This window comes from Rhodoglobus galactosidasius (assembly GCF_054957775.1).
Map to the genome: position 1 here is coordinate 289179 of NZ_JBQIAV010000001.1, position 17758 is coordinate 306936.

Annotated in this window: 17 protein-coding genes and 1 tRNA gene; 7 read left to right on the forward strand and 11 right to left on the reverse strand. The window is 60.8% G+C overall.

The genetic code is table 11. From position 1 onward, the window contains the following. Positions 1–8 precede the first annotated feature (8 nt). Positions 9–509 (reverse strand): MogA/MoaB family molybdenum cofactor biosynthesis protein, encoded by a 501-nt coding sequence (locus ACTJJW_RS01480; RefSeq protein ID WP_462642214.1) that lies wholly within the window; start codon positions 507–509, stop codon positions 9–11. 284 nt (positions 510–793) lie between these two features. Between ACTJJW_RS01480 and ACTJJW_RS01485 the strand changes: the two genes are divergently transcribed. Next, positions 794–1816 carry a TerC family protein gene (locus ACTJJW_RS01485; RefSeq protein WP_462642215.1) on the forward strand — a complete coding sequence of 341 codons (1023 nt, stop codon included), beginning with the start codon at positions 794–796 and terminating at the stop codon, positions 1814–1816. Between the two features lie 130 nt (positions 1817–1946). On the opposite strand, the gene ACTJJW_RS01490 is transcribed toward ACTJJW_RS01485, so the two are convergent. Genes ACTJJW_RS01490 through ACTJJW_RS01500 form a run of 3 tightly spaced genes read right to left on the reverse strand, consistent with a single transcriptional unit; the run spans position 1947 to position 6114 of the window. Then, positions 1947–3680, reverse strand: coding sequence for an amidase (locus ACTJJW_RS01490; protein WP_462642216.1), 1734 nt, complete (start codon positions 3678–3680; stop codon positions 1947–1949). Continuing rightward, a complete protein-coding gene (locus tag ACTJJW_RS01495) occupies positions 3677–4750 on the reverse strand; it encodes an agmatine deiminase family protein (protein ID WP_462642217.1) in 1074 nt (357 codons plus the stop codon). Before ACTJJW_RS01495 ends, ACTJJW_RS01490 begins: the two co-directional genes overlap by 4 nt. A 2-nt stretch (positions 4751–4752) precedes the next feature. Further along, a complete protein-coding gene (locus ACTJJW_RS01500; protein ID WP_462642218.1) occupies positions 4753–6114 on the reverse strand; it encodes a flavin monoamine oxidase family protein in 1362 nt (453 codons plus the stop codon). Positions 6115–6209: 95 nt separating this feature from the next. On the opposite strand from ACTJJW_RS01500, the gene ACTJJW_RS01505 reads away from it, so the two are divergent. Together ACTJJW_RS01505 and ACTJJW_RS01510 are read left to right on the forward strand one after the other, a co-directional pair. Beyond that, complete coding sequence (locus tag ACTJJW_RS01505; protein ID WP_462642220.1) at positions 6210–6884, forward strand: TetR/AcrR family transcriptional regulator; 675 nt, start codon at positions 6210–6212, stop codon at positions 6882–6884. A 1-nt stretch (position 6885) separates the two neighbouring features. Beyond that, positions 6886–7443 carry a DUF2127 domain-containing protein gene (locus ACTJJW_RS01510; RefSeq protein WP_462642221.1) on the forward strand — a complete coding sequence of 186 codons (558 nt, stop codon included), beginning with the start codon at positions 6886–6888 and terminating at the stop codon, positions 7441–7443. 36 nt (positions 7444–7479) lie between these two features. Here ACTJJW_RS01510 and ACTJJW_RS01515 read toward each other — a convergent pair. Together ACTJJW_RS01515 and ACTJJW_RS01520 are read right to left on the reverse strand one after the other, a co-directional pair. After that, positions 7480–7569: transfer RNA gene (locus ACTJJW_RS01515), tRNA-Ser, on the reverse strand. 36 nt (positions 7570–7605) lie between these two features. After that, positions 7606–8154, reverse strand: coding sequence for a hypothetical protein (locus tag ACTJJW_RS01520; RefSeq protein ID WP_462642222.1), 549 nt, complete (start codon positions 8152–8154; stop codon positions 7606–7608). A gap of 170 nt (positions 8155–8324) precedes the next feature. Between ACTJJW_RS01520 and ACTJJW_RS01525 the strand changes: the two genes are divergently transcribed. The 4 genes from ACTJJW_RS01525 to radA all read left to right on the forward strand — a co-directional run bounded on the left by ACTJJW_RS01525 (position 8325) and on the right by radA (position 12090). Further along, a complete protein-coding gene (locus tag ACTJJW_RS01525) occupies positions 8325–9980 on the forward strand; it encodes an FAD-dependent oxidoreductase (protein ID WP_462642223.1) in 1656 nt (551 codons plus the stop codon). A 55-nt stretch (positions 9981–10035) separates the two neighbouring features. Continuing rightward, on the forward strand, positions 10036–10338 hold the full coding sequence (locus ACTJJW_RS01530) for a rhodanese-like domain-containing protein (RefSeq protein WP_462642224.1): 303 nt from the start codon (positions 10036–10038) through the stop codon (positions 10336–10338). A gap of 2 nt (positions 10339–10340) precedes the next feature. Continuing rightward, the gene (locus tag ACTJJW_RS01535) at positions 10341–10655 is read left to right on the forward strand and encodes a metal-sensitive transcriptional regulator (protein ID WP_462642225.1); all 315 of its coding nucleotides are present in this window, start codon (positions 10341–10343) and stop codon (positions 10653–10655) included. Positions 10656–10734: 79 nt separating this feature from the next. After that, positions 10735–12090, forward strand: a complete 1356-nt coding sequence (gene radA, locus ACTJJW_RS01540) for a DNA repair protein RadA (protein WP_462642226.1) — start codon at positions 10735–10737, stop codon at positions 12088–12090. Between the two features lie 151 nt (positions 12091–12241). Here radA and ACTJJW_RS01545 read toward each other — a convergent pair whose 3' ends face one another. From ACTJJW_RS01545 to ACTJJW_RS01565, 5 genes are all read right to left on the reverse strand, one after another. Then, the gene (locus ACTJJW_RS01545; protein WP_462642228.1) at positions 12242–13357 is read right to left on the reverse strand and encodes a DUF2510 domain-containing protein; all 1116 of its coding nucleotides are present in this window, start codon (positions 13355–13357) and stop codon (positions 12242–12244) included. 176 nt (positions 13358–13533) lie between these two features. After that, positions 13534–13938, reverse strand: a complete 405-nt coding sequence (locus ACTJJW_RS01550) for an SseB family protein (protein WP_462642230.1) — start codon at positions 13936–13938, stop codon at positions 13534–13536. 12 nt (positions 13939–13950) lie between these two features. After that, entirely contained in the window at positions 13951–14565 is a 615-nt protein-coding gene (locus tag ACTJJW_RS01555; RefSeq protein ID WP_462642231.1) for a hypothetical protein, read from the reverse strand. 26 nt (positions 14566–14591) lie between these two features. Beyond that, positions 14592–15095 (reverse strand): amino-acid N-acetyltransferase, encoded by a 504-nt coding sequence (locus ACTJJW_RS01560; protein ID WP_462642232.1) that lies wholly within the window; start codon positions 15093–15095, stop codon positions 14592–14594. Positions 15096–15252: 157 nt separating this feature from the next. Next, the gene (locus tag ACTJJW_RS01565; RefSeq protein WP_462642234.1) at positions 15253–17730 is read right to left on the reverse strand and encodes an ATP-dependent Clp protease ATP-binding subunit; all 2478 of its coding nucleotides are present in this window, start codon (positions 17728–17730) and stop codon (positions 15253–15255) included. Positions 17731–17758 lie beyond the last annotated feature (28 nt).

A 17758-nucleotide genomic window follows, 5' to 3' on the forward strand; every position in this document is an offset into this window, starting at 1 on the left:
AGTGGTCGTTAGTGATCTCCACCATCGAGCTGGTTCAGAATATGGGGAATCAATGGCAGCAACACCGCGAGCCCCTCGCCAACCGCCGTCACTGAACCCGGCAGGTTAACGACGAGGGAGTTGTCGGCGATTCCAGCCAATCCGCGGCTCAGCACCGCCAGTTTGGTATTGCGGGCCCCTTCACGGCGAAGTGCTTCTGCGATTCCGGGGAGTTCACGAGTGAGTACCGGTCTCGTGCCTTCCGGCGTGAGATCCCGCGGCCCGATCCCGGTTCCGCCGCTAGTGATCACCACGCGTGCGCCGGCGGCGAGCGCGGCACGAATAGCGGCGGTCACTGATTCCGCACCATCCGGAATCACCGTCAATGAGGCGGTGTAGCCGTGCTCGTTGAGCAGCTCAACGGCGCGCGGCCCAGAGGTGTCGGCGCGTTCACCGCGTGAACTCCGATCGGAAACAGTGATCACGGCCGCTGCGACTGCATCACCCGATTTGCCACGATTGTGAACCATAACCCCAACCGTACGGCAGGCCAATGGCGGGAGCGGCAAATAGATCGGCTGCCGCAGGATCGTACGCAGTACTGTAGCGGTACCGCGTAAGCTGCGAGTACGCCCCATCTGCGGTGCGAGCCGTTGTGCAGCCGCCGGGAATGTGTTTAAGTACTCGGAGGAGGGGAGTAGTCCCCGCGAAGCTCATCGTCAATACGGTCGTGTCATCACGACCCGGTGCAGCTAGGGTCCGATTCGGGCTCGACGAGACCTCCAGAAGTATCACTATTCTGGAGGCACCAAAGTTGAACGTTCCACTGTGGGCATGGCTAGCCGTTATCGGGGTCATCCTCGTGATGCTCGTGATCGATCTGATCGCGCATCGAACCGCACACGTCATCGGAGCGCGCGAAGCTGCATCGTGGTCAGTTTTCTGGGTCGCCTCCGGCGTGAGCTTCGGCGGCATCATCTGGTGGCTGTTTGGTGCGGAATTCGGTCAGCAATATTTTGCTGGCTTCATCATCGAAAAGTCTCTAGCCATCGACAACGTGTTCGTCTGGGCCATCATCTTCACCGCGTTCGCGGTTCCCCCGCAATTTCAGCACCGGGTGCTCTTCCTGGGGGTGCTTGGCGCGCTCGTGTTCCGTGGCCTCTTCATCGCCGCCGGTGCGGTACTGCTCAGTAGTTTCGGCTGGGTGCTCTACGTGTTCGGCGCCTTCTTGGTGTTCACCGGCATCCAAATGCTTCGCAAACGAAACGAACATTACAATCCCGAAAAGTCATCAGTGCTGAGACTGTTCCGTCGCCGTGTGCCGATGACGGATGCTTTCTACGGACAGAAACTTGTCGTGCGAAAGGCTGGAGTGCTGCTCGCGACCCCCCTCCTAGCTGTTCTGGTGCTGGTCGAAGTAACCGACATTGTCTTCGCCGTCGACTCAATACCAGCAATCTTTGCGGTCACGGATGAGCCGTTTCTTGTGTTTACTGCAAACGCATTCGCGATTCTCGGTCTGCGCGCAATGTACTTTCTTCTGGCCGACCTCATGCATCGCTTCATCTACCTAAAGATCGGTTTGGCTCTCTTGCTCGTGTGGGTGGGCATCAAGATGCTGCTACTCGAAGTGTTCTATATTTCTACACCGGTATCGCTGGCAGTAATTTTCCTTATCCTCGCCACATCAATCGGAGCAAGCCTCTGGGCTACTCGCGGTCAGCCTCGCCATCCCGTTCCGACCCCTGCGGCCGGCGGGTTCCGGATGGCGACCGATGAGGAACTGGCCAAAATTGACGAGCCCCGACTATCTCGCTCCCGCACTCGTGTCCGTTAAGGCCCCACGGGCACTGAACTCGGATCAGATCTGCCGACGGCTCTACGACGGCTGTACCAGCACGCAGGGCAAGACGCTGAGACCCTCCACCTGCGCGAAGATATCCTCCGTGGTCTACCCCATGCCTCCGCTAGGACGTAATTCGCGGAGTGCGCGGCGGCGCTTCCCTGCGACATGAAATAGCTTCGTATGCCACACCAATGCTCAATAGCTCGAGGTCGGAGTAAGCCGCACCAGCGAAGGTAATGCCTACGGGCATCCGGATGTCGTCCATGATCCCCATCGGCACCGTCACCGTCGGGATGCCGAGGTGCCGAATCGCTAGGTTGCCGTTGGCGACCCAGACACCGTTTCGCCACCCGCCCGCGGCCGACTCCGGATTGACATCCATATCTGCACGCCCCACATCAGCTACCGCAGGAAACACGACGGCATCGAGTTCGTTGTCGTGCATCCACCGCTCGAAGTCGAGGCGCCGAGTCTCCTCAAGAGCGCGCACTCCGTCTGCCAGCTCCGGGATGTCTTCAAAGCTTTCATACGGGTGCTCACGCACCTGAGCCGGATACGTCGCAATGTCATCGTCGAAGCCGTCGTAGTGGTCGAAGAGCGCGTCCGGCTCACTCGGAAAAATGGTGCTTCCGTCAACGTGCTCAAGGGTGTTGAGCTCGGGGTCACCATTGGCATTCAAAAAGTCTTCCCACGCCCACGCCGAGAGGTCGACGATCTCGCGTGCGAAAAACTCGGGGCGAACAATGCCGCGAGTAGCAATGGTGGGGGCGCCGGCTCGGTCAGCTTCATAGTTGGAGACGACAGGGAAGTCGACATCCACAACTGTTGCACCGGCCCGTTCAAGATCGTGGCGCGCGTGCTCGAACAGGCTCAGGATGCTCGCGCGCGTGTCGATCGCTGTGCCCGTCGGCCCGCCCATGCCGCCCGTGCCGGTACCCGCCGCCTCGTCGCGCCCGATGTACATGCGCGGAACACCGAAACGTTTACCCGCCAACGAGCGTGAGTCATCGCTGGCGTCGGCGCTGGCGTCAGCCCGCTGCAGCGAGAGATAGGTCGCCGGGCGCCCGGCGGATGCCAGCGGGATGTTTACCCACGGCTGTGAGCGCCAAAAGTCACCGCGGGTGTCTTCATCGTCGAACACGATCACATCGAGCACGGCCAGCAGATCAGCCATTGTGCGAGTGTGCGGAACCACCACATCCATCGTCGGAACGAGCGGCCAATTGCCGCGCACCGAGATAACTCCGCGGGATGGCGTGTAAGCGCAGAGGGCATTGTTCGAAGCAGGAGCACGACCACTCGACCAGGTTTCCTCAGCAAGACCGAAGGCAGCAAAGCTCGACGCGGTTGCGGTGCCTGACCCGTTCGACGAGCCCGAAGCGAACGCTGACGTGAGGTACTCGGGGTTGTACGGGCTCTCGGCCCGCCCGTATACGCCGCGCTGCATACCGCCGTTAGCCATGGGCGGCATGTTTGTGAGGCCCAAGCAAATTGCACCAGCGTTGCGGAGCGCTCCGATTGTTGCCGCGTCCCGCATTGCCACTAGCTCGGCAAAAGCGGGGCTTCCGGCCGCTGCGGTTAGACCGCGAACGAGATAGCTGTCTTTGGCGGTATACGGGATGCCGTCGAGTGGCCCCAAGACAGCCCCTTGCCTGCGCCGCAGATCAGATTCGTGCGCTTCCCCAAGGGCATCAGGGTTAGGGACGACTACCGAGTTCAGCATCGGCCCGTTGCGGTCGTAGCGCTCAATCCGCTCCAGGTACGCGGTGACCAGCTCTTGACTCGTGGTCGCACCACTCTCGAGAGCCGCCTTAAGCTCGGCGATTGACGCCTCGACTACATCGAATGTGCTCATGCGTTTGCTCCTTCTCTGGCACGGGGTCCAGCATCGATACCGGCCGTCTTCGGTTGCTGTTGCGTGATGCAGTGAATGCCGCCACCCCGCGCGAAAATCTCGCGCGAGTCGACCATCTGAACGCTGCGTCCCGGATACGCGTCGCGAAGAATATCGGCGGCGCGAGCATCCGCTTCAGGGTCAGCGAAGCCGCAACCGATGACGCCGCCATTGACGACGAGGTGATTGACGTAGCTGTAGTCAACGAAGCCGTGGTCATCGCGAAGAACCGTGGGAGCGGGCAGCTCAACGATCTCCCATTCGCGGCCCGCAGCATCGCGTTGGCCCGTCAGGCTCTCCCGAATTTCAGCCATGACCTGGTGGTCCGGATGCTCGGAGTTCGGCTGGGCGTGCAGCAGCAGCCGCCCAGGCGAAGGAATTGTCGCGACAATATCGACGTGCCCGTTAGTGCCGAAGTCGTCATAGTCACGCTTGAGCCCTCGCGGCAGCCAGACGGCGTGAGTAGCGCCAATCGTGCGCGCCATCTCTCGCTCAACACGAAGCCGGTCAGCGTGAGGGTTTCGCCGCGGGTCAAGTTGCACGGTGTCGGTGAGTAGGACGGTGCCTTCGCCATCCACATGCAGCCCACCGCCCTCGGCGACGAGCAACGAACTCACGAGTTCGGCGCCTGCGGCATCGGCCACAAACCGCGCAATCTCAGCTGACTTCTCCCACTCGGCCCATTCGGGTGCCCCCCAGCCGTTGAAGACCCAGTCGACCGCGCCGAGCACCCCCGGCCTCTGCGGGTCGACGACAAAAGTTGGCCCGACATCGCGCATCCAGAACTCGTCGAGCGGTGCTTCGAGCAAATCGATACTGCTGTCGAGCATCCGACGCGCTCGGTCAGTTTCGGTGGGGTCGACAACCATAGAGACGGGCTCGAACTGCGCAATCACGTTGGCGACGTCGGCCCACGCGGAGTAGCCCTGTTCACGATCGCTTTCAGCGCCGCCGAGCGTCTCACCGACCCGAGGGAACGCCATCCACGTGCGTTCGTGTTCCGCAGTTTCTGATGGCATTCTCCAGTTCATGCTCAGCTCTCTTCGCCGTTGATAATCGTGGATGCCATCCGTCGTCCAACGCGAATCGCCCCGTCAACGTGCTGGTAGCCCTCAGATGCGAGGTCGCTAGAGCCGAACTGGATCGGGCCAACCGGCTCGAGCTGCAGTGCGCCGTAACGTGAGAGCCCGCCGAGGTCGAAGCTGGCAGCGTAAGCGCCGCGAGTCCACTCCTCTGAAGCCCAGTCGCTCTCGTAATACACGACGGGTTCGAGCGCCTCGCCGCCATAGAACACTGCGAACGACTCGAGGATGCGGCGCTTACGCTCTTCAGGCGAGAGGGCAAGAAGCTCGTCGGCCTTCTCACCGGAGACGAACCCAACGAGGGTGCCCCGATCCTCACCATGATTCGTGTTGTCGTAGGCCTCATGAACCAGTTGGTACGGACTAAAGGCCGTGCCGGAGAGCCCGGCGTCACGCCAGAACGGCGTCTCATAGGTGGCGTGCACCTTGATCACGAGGCCGAGTGACGAGTGCTGCTGCATTTGTTGACGCAGTCGGGGCAGCGCCGGGGTGTAGTCGATTCGGTCGTAGAGGTTCGGCGGCACGGCAACAATGACGTGCTGGGCGCTCACCGAGAGCTCGTCGCTAGTGACAGTCGCTCCCGTCGCATCCCAGCGGATCTCACGCACTGGCTGGGAGAGCTGAACAACAACATCGCCCAGCTGCTTCGCGAGCAGAAGCGGAACCTGTTGCAGTCCACCCACGACCCGCTTGTCGAGAATGAAGTCAGCATCGACGAGGTTACTGAAGCTTCCCGCACTGGCCGCCATCAGAAGAGCTTGCAGCAGAGAGAAGGCGTGGGCAGGTTTGGTCAGCATCGCATCGGCGACGTACAACGCGATGTTGTCGATCGCTTCGGTATCGCTGCTCTGGCTCTCCAGCCACGCCAGGTACGTGATGCGGTCGAATTCTGCGGCACGAGGGTGCGCCCAGGGCGCCTCGAGATCGATCTCAGCAACGAGCGAATCAAGAAGCGAGATCAGCCGAGCGATTTCAGCTTCAGTGTCGTCGCCGGCCGGAAATATGTCGCCGGTATAGCGACGCGCCTGCCCGTCCCGGGAAACATAGACGCTCTCACCATCGCGGTAGCGCGCGTACGTTTCTAGGCCGAGTTCTTCGAGGGTCTCGATGAGTGCGGTTTGATCGGGGGAAACCCACTGGCCACCGATCTCGTACATCTGGCCGTCGATGGAATCCGTCCAGAGTCGCCCTCCGATTCGGTCACGCGCTTCGAGCACGGTTACGCTCTTGCCCGCGCGAAGGAGTGCTGTGGCGGCGGTGAGGCCGGTAGCGCCGGCTCCGACGATTACGACGTCTCGCTGGATGTTTTTCATGATGACAAAAACTCTCTGTTGCTTAGTGGCAATTGCGCACGATTGCATTATTTACCACCTACTCAATAAGAGTCAAGTTTTGGTACACTTCCGGGATGGGAGCAGGCACCACACGACGACGAAACCCCGCCGAGCGAGCGCTCGAAGTTCGTGGCGCCGCACAAACCATTGCCCTTACTCGAGGTCTGGCCGCAATCTCGCTGCGCAGCCTTGCTGCGCACTGCGGAGTCACCGCCCCGCTCATCGCCCACTACGAGCCCAACATGGATGCCCTGGTCGCGAACACGTTCCTGGCCATCGCCGAACAGGAAATCGCTGACGTTACTCTTCACGCACAGTCCCCCGACGAGCCTGTCGATCAGTTTCGGGCACTCCTCGACGCGCTCGCCGACCCAAGTCGGGACAACGTCGGCGAAGTGTGGTGCGACGCCTGGAGCGTTGGGCGCAGAAACGAACGCCTCGCGGAGGCAACCCGAGACGCGATGGACTCCTGGCACGCACTCGCCACCCGCATCATCCGGGCCGGCCAAGACGCCGGACAATTTGCTGATGCGAGCCCTGAGCGAGCTGCTCTCGTACTTTTCGCCCTCGTGGATGCCACGGCCTCATATCAACTGGTCGATTACCGCAGCAGAGAAGTGCGGGAATCGCTCGTGCGCGAAACCCTCGAAGACATCCTCAAAGTGTCGTTGCAGGTTGGCGGCGAGCGCGCCCTAGTAGATCACGCCGAGGCAGAGCCCGATGCTGAACCCTCCGCAGGGGGCAGCTAAAGTGACTGTCCGGCGCCGCCGAGACCATCTGCTGGATCTCGTGTTTCTTGTCGGCGTGACATTCAAGGGAATCGATGGGCTCGTCGAACTCATCGCCGGCGTGCCGCTGCTCTTCCTGTCGTCGGGCGGATTGGCTTCGATCGTGCACGGCCTGACAGCTGGCGAGCTCCTAGAGGACCCTCACGACTTCATCGCAAATCTCCTTATTACTGGAACGCATCAGCTCGGAGCGCAAGGGACGTTCATCATTGGGCTCTACCTACTGATCCATGGCATCGTCAAGCTCGCAATTGTCATTTCCCTCATCCTGGGCGCCACGCGAATCTACCCTTGGGCAATCGGAGCGCTTGGCCTCTTGGCCGTCGTTCAGATCGTCGACCTAGTGATAGCTCCGTCCGTTGGCGTAGCTCTCCTAACACTCTTGGATTTTGTGATCATCGCGCTCACGTGGCGTGAATGGCATCAACATCGAAGCCTCAAGGAGACTCTTTTCGAAACCATCGCTTGGATGCGGAGCAAGGGGGCAAACACTGTTTGCGAGAAGAAGGAAACCCCCTAACTTCCTTGTATTTACTGGGAAGTAGGGGGTTTTCTGTGGCGGTACCGGTGGGATTTGAACCCACGGTGCGCTTTCACGCACACAACTTTTCGAGAGTTGCACCTTCGGCCGCTCGGACACGGTACCGGGAAAGAGTTTAGTACAGATAAAGGTGTGGTGCGTTCACGGGTTTTTGCGCATCCAGTTGAGCGCGTGAACAACCAACGCCCCGACGACGCAGAAGGATCCAGCGGTAAGACCTATGGGCGCGGTGGCCTGAACCGCAGTGATGAGTTCCCAGCTCTCGACGTCAAGACCATTCCGTGAGTACATCTTCGAAAAGGCCCACCACTGAGCGGCTACACCGCCACTCACGAGAGCACCGCCGAAGGCCCAGAGCACATAGATCCAGGGGTTGCGAGCGAGACTTTTGCCGCGGCCAGTCGAGGTTATTTCGGCGAGCGCACCCGCGTCATCCACATAGTGCGATTGTGGTGAAAGGCCGGGCTGCATGTCTACTCTCGGCACCGTGATGTCTGGCCGGGATTCGGGTACCAAGGCATCGCCAACGCCATCGGGCGAGAGCGGGATAATTCCCGCGACAACCTCGCGAGGCGCATCGACGGCGCGTGTGACATGAACAGTCTCAGCTTGCTCGCCGCCCTGCCGCGCCGCGTACCCGCGCTGGAAAGCAGGATCGAATCGAGGGTCAATGTTCTTGTCAGCGGCCACGATGCTCCCTTGTTCGTTTTCTTATCGTAGGCACGAACCTGGTGAAAATCGCGCATTCCTCAGATAATGCCGAGACGAGGAGCCTAGTTGCGCTCGACGCCAACCCAGCGTGCGTTTGGCAAGCTCGCCACAATTGGGCATCGACATACCCCCTGGGGTATGGTAGGGGAATGACTGCCAGCACCACAGACCGCGCCCGCCGCATCCTCGTTATCGGTGGAGTCGCTGCCGGAATGTCCTTCTCCACCCGCATGCGTCGCCGCGACGAGCATGCCGAGATCATCATCTTCGAACGCAGCGGTCACGTCTCCTTTGCCAACTGTGGCCTCGCCTATTACCTCGGCGGTGTCATCACCGAACGTGACAGCCTCCTACTGCAAACCCCGGCCAGCCTCGGCAGCCGCTTCGGCCTCGATGTGCGCGTCAACCACAACGTCACCGCCATCAATCCCGGCGAGCGCACCATCGCCGTGCACAACCACGTCGACAACACTACAAACACCGAGAGCTACGACGAACTCGTGATTGCCACGGGTGCATGCGCCACGCTTCCCGCGATCCCCGGCAGCGACCGGATGCTCGTGCTCCGCAACATCGAAGACGTCGACGCCCTTCACGCCTCTCTCGGAGACCTCGACCCTACGACCGCGAACGTCGTCGTCTTGGGTGCCGGTTATATCGGCATCGAGATGGCCGAAAACCTCGCCAAGCGAGGCCTCAACGTCACCCTCGTGCAGCAAGGAGCCCACGTGCTCAGCCCCTTCGACGCCGAAATGGTAACCCCCATCGAGGCCCACCTGCGCGAGAACGGCGTTGACCTGCGCCTCGGCACCGAGGCGGTTGCGGTCGATGACACCACCGTCCAGCTGAGTGATGGCTCAAGCGCGGCGGCAGACGTCGTCGTTGCGGCGGTTGGGGTGCGACCGGATAACGCACTCGCCGTTCGCGCAGGCCTCGCTGTGGGCACTACTGGCGGCATCCGCACCACTGTTAACTACCAGACCAGTGCACCCCACGTGTATGCCGTTGGCGACGTTGCTGAGAAGGTCGACGCGATCAGTGGCGAGCACGAACTCGTTGCTCTCGCCGGGCCCGCAAACCGTGATGGGCGCTACCTCGCCGACACCATCGCGGGCGACCAGGTGCACTCCAAGCCCGCACTCGGCACCTCCATCGTTGGAGTCTTCGACCTCACTGCGGCGAGCCTCGGCTCAACCGAGCGCACACTGCGGGCAGATGGCCACAATATTCGCGTCATCCACACCCACCCTGTCTCGCACGCTGGCTACTACCCCGGCGCCGAATCGCTCTCGCTCAAGCTCATCGTCGATGCAAACACCGACCTCATCCTCGGCGCCCAGGCTGTCGGCCGCGATGGTGTCGATAAGCGGATGGATGTTCTCGCCACCGCCGCAAGCGCCGGCCTCACCGCGAGTGCCCTTGCCGACCTCGAGCTCGCCTACGCACCGCAATACGGGTCAGCCAAAGACCCCATCAACCACCTCGGTTATGTCGCCAAGAACCTACGCGACAACCTCAGCGCCTCGATTCAGTGGCACGAGATCGACGCCGAACTCGCCGCAGGGAGCCTGCTGGTGGATGTTCGCACCGCCGCCGAATTCGGGCGCGGCGCCATCCCGTACGCCGTCAACATCCCTCTCGATGACCTGCGCAGTCGCCTCAGTGAACTCGGCGACCGCCGCGTGATCGTGCACTGCCAGGTCGGACAGCGCGGCCACACGGCCGTGCGCATCCTTAGCCAGCACGGCTACGACGCTGTCAACCTCGACGGCGGCTACCGCACCTGGGCCGCGGCGACAGCCTAGGTTACCGAAGCCCTTCCGGATCCAACCACACCACCCAACACTCAAGGATAGAACGATGAACACCATCACCACCCAAACCCTCTCCGAACTCGCCAACCCCGTCATCATCGACGTGCGCGAACCCTTCGAATACGTTTCGGGGCATGCGCCTGCCGCCACAAGCATTCCGTTGGGAGAACTCGTTACCCGTGTCGAAGAACTCGACCGCGATGACGCCGTCTACGTGATCTGTGAAAGTGGCCGACGCAGTGCCCAGGCCGTCGAATGGCTCACCGCTCAAGGCTTTGACGCCGTGAACGTTGACGGCGGCACCTCGGCATGGCGCAACTCCGGTCTGCCCGTGAAGAAGGAGAGCTAATCATGGCTGACAACACGGAAAGTGCCGAAGTCGACACCCCCACCGGGCACGACCCCGAAGCAATGCGCAAGGTCATGAACCGCCTCAAGCGCGCCGAAGGCCAACTGCGCGCCCTCATTGAATCGATGGGTCCGGAGTCGAACTGCAAAGATGTCGTCACCCAACTGGCCGCCGTAAGCAAAGCGCTCGACCGTGCCGGCTACATGATCATCGCGAACGCCCTCCAGTCGTGCACCGTCGATGACGCGGATGGCGAAGGTAGCCACGATGGGATGACCGCAGACGACATTGAGAAACTCTTCCTCAGCCTCGCCTAACAACACTCTTGTCGGTCGCTGAGCTCACAGGACAGCGCGCTCGCCCCGCAGTGTCAGTCGCCCCACCTAGTGTTGAAGCATGGCCCGAGCTGTAAGTAATTTTCGCTGCACCGAGTGCGGCTGGTCGAGCATCAAATGGGTTGGCCGCTGCGGTGAATGCCAGCAGTGGGGCACCGTAGTCGACTCCGGCGTAGCCACCGGTATCACCAAACGCGTCGCCACGGTTGCCGTGGCTGAAACGAGCGCGGCACGATCCATCACCGAGATCGGCGCCGAATCTGTCGCCCATTGGCCAAGCGGCATCAACGAATTCGACCGAGTGCTCGGCGGAGGCGTTGTCCCCGGCGCCGCGATTCTGTTGAGCGGCGAACCCGGCGTCGGCAAATCGACACTGCTACTCGAAGTTGCTTCGCGGGCTGCGGCATCCGGTCAGCGCGTGCTCTACGTCACCGCTGAAGAATCCGTGAGCCAAGTGCGGTTGCGCGCCGAACGCACCAATGCCCTGCACCCGTCGCTGTACTTGGCTGCCGAAACCGATCTCGGCACGATCCTCGGTCAGATCGACCACGTCAAACCTCAACTCGTGATCGTCGACTCCGTGCAGACCGTCGCCTCCGCCGCGACCGAAGGCATCGCGGGCGGCCCCTCACAAGTGCGCGAAGTCGCATCCACTCTCATCCGCGTCAGCAAAGACCAGAACCTTCCCGTGCTGCTCGTCGGCCACGTTACGAAAGACGGCAGCATCGCCGGCCCACGACTGCTCGAACACCTTGTGGATGTCGTGCTCCAGTTCGAAGGCGACCGCCAGACCGCGCTGCGCTTCGTTCGCGCCCACAAGAACCGTTTCGGCTCCACCGACGAAGTAGGTTGTTTCGAGATGACCGGCGAAGGGATCGCCGAAGTCTCTGACCCCAGCGGCCTGTTCCTCTCCCACGCCCGGCGCCCTGTAAGCGGCACCTGCGTCACCATCGCGTTAGAAGGCAGACGTGCCCTTCCCGTTGAGGTGCAGGCGCTCATCGTCAAGTCGCAGGCTCCGCAGCCGCGTCGAGTCGTCAACGGCGTCGACGCGTCACGAGTTGCCATGCTTCTCGCGGTGCTTGAACGGCGAGCGGGGATCCCCCTCTCCGGGTTCGACGTTTACGTTTCGACGGTAGGCGGCATCCGCGTCACCGAGCCCGGTGCAGACCTCGCCATCGCGCTGGCCATTGCTAGTGCCTACAAAGACAAAGCCTTTGCGCCAGCGATGGCCGTCGTGGGAGAGATCAGTCTTGCCGGAGAGATTCGGCCCGCGTCATCCGCAAAGCAGCGACTTGCTGAAGCGGCTAGGCTCGGCTTCGGCACAGTAATCGACTCCGAGGCGGCTCACGTTCGCGGAGCGCTGCAGCTCGCATTCGCTGGCGCTGTCGATGAACGCGTCGAGATCCCCGAGTTCTAAGCCCGATTCGCCTCAGCTGGTGCTCGGGCGCAGCAGAACCCCGCCAACCAGACCACAGGCCACTTCGTGAAGAACCCCGGCGCCGCACAGACAGCGACGGCGGCTCATCCGAAGACGAGCCGCGTTGCACAACTGTGTGGAAACCGAGCGGTTAGCCGAACAGGGTCCAGAGGCCCCAGTCTTCTACACGCCAGCTGATCCAGCCGTTCTCGCGCTGCAAGCTCACCAGGATCGAGTCGCGCTGCCCATTAGACGGCTTCACTGCACGACACGTAAACGTTTCGCCGATCAGCACCGGTGGAGTGGTTGGGCAATCAAGCTCAATACCTGCGCCCAACGTTGCTGCCTGTGACTGCACCGACTGCTCAATCTGGGTGCTGAAGGTCTGCGGAATCAGCGAGATAACTAGGCCGGGAAGCACAAGCATTCCGACCACAAGCGAAACCATAGTTCCCGCCCACGTAGCGATCGGGGCGATTCCCTTGCCAGTCTCACGCATCGTGCGGATGCCGCGGATCGCCAGATAAACCGGTGTGGTCAGGAAGGCCCAGGCTGCGCTCGCGGGGCGTTCGTGACCCCATACCTGAAGCAGGAGGTTGTCGTACGCGGCGAGGCCAAGCACAACCACATATGGTGCGATCCACACCATAAGCAGCAGCGGCAAGTTACCGCCGAGGCCCGCGACTGCAATCAAAAACATGCTCGCAAGCAACTGTACGAGAGGAAGAATTGCAATCAACCAGACGGCTGGGTTGTAGGTGCGGTATTGACGGACTTCGCGCTGCGGTGCTTCTTCTTCCGCGTAGGCGCTCAGCGTCGACGCACCAGGCATCGAGTTCGTGTGGGCAGTTGCAGACTTGGGAAGAAGCTGAGACTCGTCGGCATCTTTAGCTTCATCGAGCGGCGGCTCAAGCTCGCGCAGCGCCATCGCTAGCAACGGCTGTGCGCTCAACTCATCGTGAACTGGTGCAATGTCGGGCTCAGGCTCGCTGCGAGTTTCAGCGACCAAGTAGTCACTGCTGTCCCTGCGTTCGCGGTCCCTCTGGTCACGGCGAGACGGAAATTCGTACTTATCATCTTCGTCTTCATCGGCGAAGGCTAGCTTGGTCGCGGGCTGCACGACAATAGGGGCACGAGCATCTGAGGTGTGTTCAGTCCAGGCTTGGGCATCCCACCAGCGCAACTGGGGCAAACCCAAAGGGTCTGGGTACCATCCTGCTGGCACACCGAAGCTGTTGTCTTCCACGTTGAACAGAGTAACTGTCACAGAGCGTGGATAGAAAGCCCTCTTTACAACATTGATGCTTGGGCTTAGCTGAATGTAACCCGAAAGAGTGCCGAAAATCGACCATTTCTGCCCCTTTGTCCCCTGAACTGGGACGTTTACCTGAGGGTCGCCAAATGCCGAAAGTTAACGCGGTTGTGACACTTGCGAGCCCGTGCTCACGAAAGTGTTAGAGCATCCAGAATGTCATCGGGTGAGGCCTGCATGGCGTGCGGGCCAGCAACGTCGAACCAGACCGACTCCAAAACGCCACGGTTGCTCTCGAGGAAGCCCCGCAGATCATCTGCTTGGTACGCGACGACCCGGTGGTCTGTCTCTTCGGGCAACATCGCAACGTAGGTATCTACCGAGGAGAATAGCAAAAGCATGTACTTGTCAGCATCCCCTCGACGGAATACACGCACCTGAGCTTCGCCGTCATCACCGTCACTGAGCATCGGCACGATGACTCGATCGTTGCGCAGTGCCAAGGCCACCGCAACGGGGTCACCGGTCTCTAACGCCTGCGCAAGCATGGGCGAGCTGAATTCGGCGCTCTGCGCCGCTGAGGATGAAGAATCCATGACCAATCCTGGCTAGTTCAACAAGAACTGCTTGGTGCTTTCGGAGGCAATGTCTCCAATGGAGACTTCGAGGTGGTAGCTGGCGCCGCCGGCGCCCACGACGGGACGATCCGACTCACACGTGTCGGGAGCAGAACGGGTGCGGTCCCATTCGATTGAACTTGACTGCACGGGAACGCCCGGCTGCAAGACAACGGAACGAGCTTCACCAGCAGTCTGGCAGTGTTTCGAGTTCCAAATTTCGTCACTACCGCTAGTAATCACAAACTCTTGGATGTCGCTGCCTGCATCCACCACACACGGTTCCGTCATAGTGCTCTTGAGCGAGAAAGAAAGCTGCGGTTTTTCGCCTTCGCCATAGCTCGATGCATCCGTTTTCGCTTCGAGCGTGAGCTTGGCAGGGTCACAAATTGTTGAGCCGGTGGAGTCTGTGGCAGCCGGAGTGCTCGACTCTGTTCCTGCCGTCTCGTCTGGCCCCGTCGCGGCGGGGTCAGACGAAGCTTTTGGCCCGAAGACGATCAACAAGACGATCGCGATCACGGCAAGCAACCCCAGCCCGAGAATCAAGCGTCGGCGCCAGTAGACGCTGCTTGACTGCGGGCCGACCGGATTCCGAAACGTCGACATACGGTAAGGCTAAACGTCTCAGGCCGCTAAAGACGCTTCAGCATGCGCGTGTTGCCGAGGGTGTTGGGTTTCACACGAGAAAGATCAAGGAATTCGGCAACACCCTCATCGGGAGACAGCGACAACTGAGCGAATACGGCGGGATCGACAAGTTCTTCGATCACAGGCTCGAAGCCGTGACTAGTGAAGAACCCGGTCTCAAAAGTGAGACAAAAGAGTCGCTCAAGGCCGAGCGTGTGAGCATCGCGCTCAATCTGTTCCAGCAGTGCATGGCCGACACCAGCACCTAGCCATTCGGATGCCACAGCCAACGTTCGCACTTCGGCTAGGTCTTGCCACATCACGTGCAGCGCGCCGCATCCGATGACGTGACCGTCAGGGGTCACCGCAACCCGAAACTCCTGCACGGCTTCGTAGAAGACAACGAGGTCTTTACCGAGCAAAATACGTTCGTTGACGAGCGGCTCAACGAGAGACTGAATTGCCCGCACATCGGCTGTCGTGGCAGGGCGAACGCTGAATGAGGTCACGGAGTAAATGTACTGCGACTGGCTCACGCTTCTGCTCGTTAACGACGAAGTGGCTGGGCCCACACCATTAGGGGCGGCCCAGCCACGTGTCGGTCGGTGTGTGGGCGGGCCAAACACTTTTGGGGGGCCCCCCCCCACTTCTCGTTCGGTGTGAGGTTTAGGCCTCAACCTCAGCAGGTTCCTTTTCGGGCAGACCTGGCTGGCGGCTGGTGGTGAACACGAACTTGTTGTCGACGAAGTCAACGTGCACGTGGTCGCCGGCGTTGAGCTCACCGTGCAGAATCTTCTCGCTCAGAGCGTCTTCTACCTCGTGCTGCACTGCGCGGCGAAGCGGTCGTGCACCGAGGGTGGGGTCGAACCCGATCTCGATGAGACGCTCCTTGGCGGGAACAGTGAGCTCGACGGTGAGGTCGCGATCCATCATGCGCTCGGAGAGACGCTTGATGAAGAGGTCGACGATCTGCAGCAGTTCTGGCTTGCTGAGCTGCGGGAACACGATGGTCTCGTCAACACGGTTAAGGAACTCAGGCTTGAAGTGCTTCTTGAGTTCTTCAACAACCTTGCCGCGCATGCGGTCGTAGCTTGTTGCCGAGTCGCCTTCTACCTGGAAGCCAACAGGCCCTGCGGTGATGTCCTTGGTGCCGAGGTTGGTGGTCATGATGATGACGGTGTTCTTGAAGTCCACTACGCGACCCTGGCCGTCGGTCAAGCGACCCTCTTCGAGGATCTGCAGGAGCGAGTTGAAGATGTCGGGGTGAGCCTTCTCGATCTCGTCGAATAGCACAACGCTGAAGGGCTTGCGGCGCACCTTCTCGGTGAGCTGGCCACCCTCTTCGAATCCTACGAATCCGGGAGGGGCACCAAACAGTCGAGAAACGGTGTGCTTCTCGCCGTACTCGCTCATGTCAAGCGAAATCATGGCTGACTCGTCGTCGAACAAGAACTCGGCAAGCGCCTTAGCGAGTTCGGTCTTACCAACACCGGTTGGACCGGCGAAGATGAACGAACCACTGGGACGGGCGGGGTCTTTCAGACCGGCACGCGTGCGACGGATGGTCTTGGAGAGAACCGAGATGGCTTCCTCTTGACCGATAACGCGCATGTGCAGTGCCTTCTCCATGAAGATGAGTCGGCTGGACTCTTCTTCGGTGAGCTTGAAGACGGGGATGCCGGTTGCTGCTGCCAGAACTTCGGCAATCAGACCTTCATCCACGATTCCGCTCGCGCCAACGTCGCCAGACTTCCACTGCTTCTCGAGGCGCAGGCGCTCTCCGAGCAGCTTCTTTTCTTCGTCGCGCAGGCTGGCGGCCTTTTCGAAGTCTTGGTCTTCGATGGCACCCTCTTTTTGCCCACGGACTTCGGCGATCTTGTCGTCGAATTCACGCAGCTCGGGGGGTGCAGAGAGGATGGACAGACGCAAACGTGCGCCAGCTTCATCCAGAAGGTCAATTGCCTTGTCTGGCAGGAACCGATCGGCCACGTAGCGGTCGGCAAGGTTCGCTGCGGCAACAATCGCGCCGTCAGTGATGGACACCTTGTGGAAGGACTCGTAGCGGTCGCGGAGTCCCTTCAGGATGTTGATGGTGTGCGGCAGGTTGGGTTCGTGAACCTGTACCGACTGGAAGCGACGCTCGAGCGCGGCATCCTTCTCGAAGTGCTTGCGGTACTCGTCGAGGGTCGTCGCACCGATCGTCTGAAGCTCGCCACGGGCAAGCAGCGGCTTGAGGATGGATGCGGCGTCGATTGCGCCCTCAGCAGCACCAGCACCAACGAGGGTGTGGATCTCGTCGATGAAGACGATGATGTCGCCGCGGGTGCGGATCTCTTTGGTGACCTTCTTGAGGCGCTCTTCGAAGTCACCGCGGTAACGGCTTCCGGCGATGAGCGAACCAAGGTCGAGCGAGTAGAGCTGCTTGTCTTTCAGGGTCTCGGGTACGTCACCGGTAACGATGGCGATAGCGAGTCCTTCAACAACAGCGGTCTTACCCACGCCGGGTTCACCGATGAGTACAGGGTTGTTCTTGCTGCGGCGGGAGAGGATCTGCATGACGCGTTCCATCTCCTTTTCGCGGCCGATTACGGGGTCGAGCTTGCCGTCGCGGGCCGCCTGGGTGAGGTTGCGGCCGAACTGGTCAAGAACCTGCGAACCCTTGTCGGGCGTTGCATCGTTTCCGCCAACGGCGACCGCCTCTTTGCCTTGGAAACTTCCGAGGAGCTGGATGACCTGCTGGCGAACCTTGTTGAGGTCTGCGCCGAGCTTGACGAGAACCTGGGCGGCAACGCCTTCACCCTCGCGGATGAGACCCAACAGGATGTGCTCGGTGCCGATGTAGTTATGGCCAAGCTGCAGCGCTTCGCGCAGGCTCAACTCGAGTACCTTCTTGGCACGGGGAGTGAACGGGATGTGGCCGGTCGGCTGCTGCTGACCCTGGCCAATAATGTCTTGTACTTGCTCGCGCACAGAGTCGAGTGAAATACCCAGCGACTCGAGTGCCTTCGCGGCGACTCCCTCGCCCTCATGGATGAGGCCAAGCAAAATGTGCTCCGTGCCGATGTAGTTGTGGTTGAGCATCTTGGCCTCTTCTTGGGCCAAAACGACTACCCGACGGGCGCGGTCGGTAAATCTCTCAAACATCTCTTCACTCCTTTGATACCGCTACGAA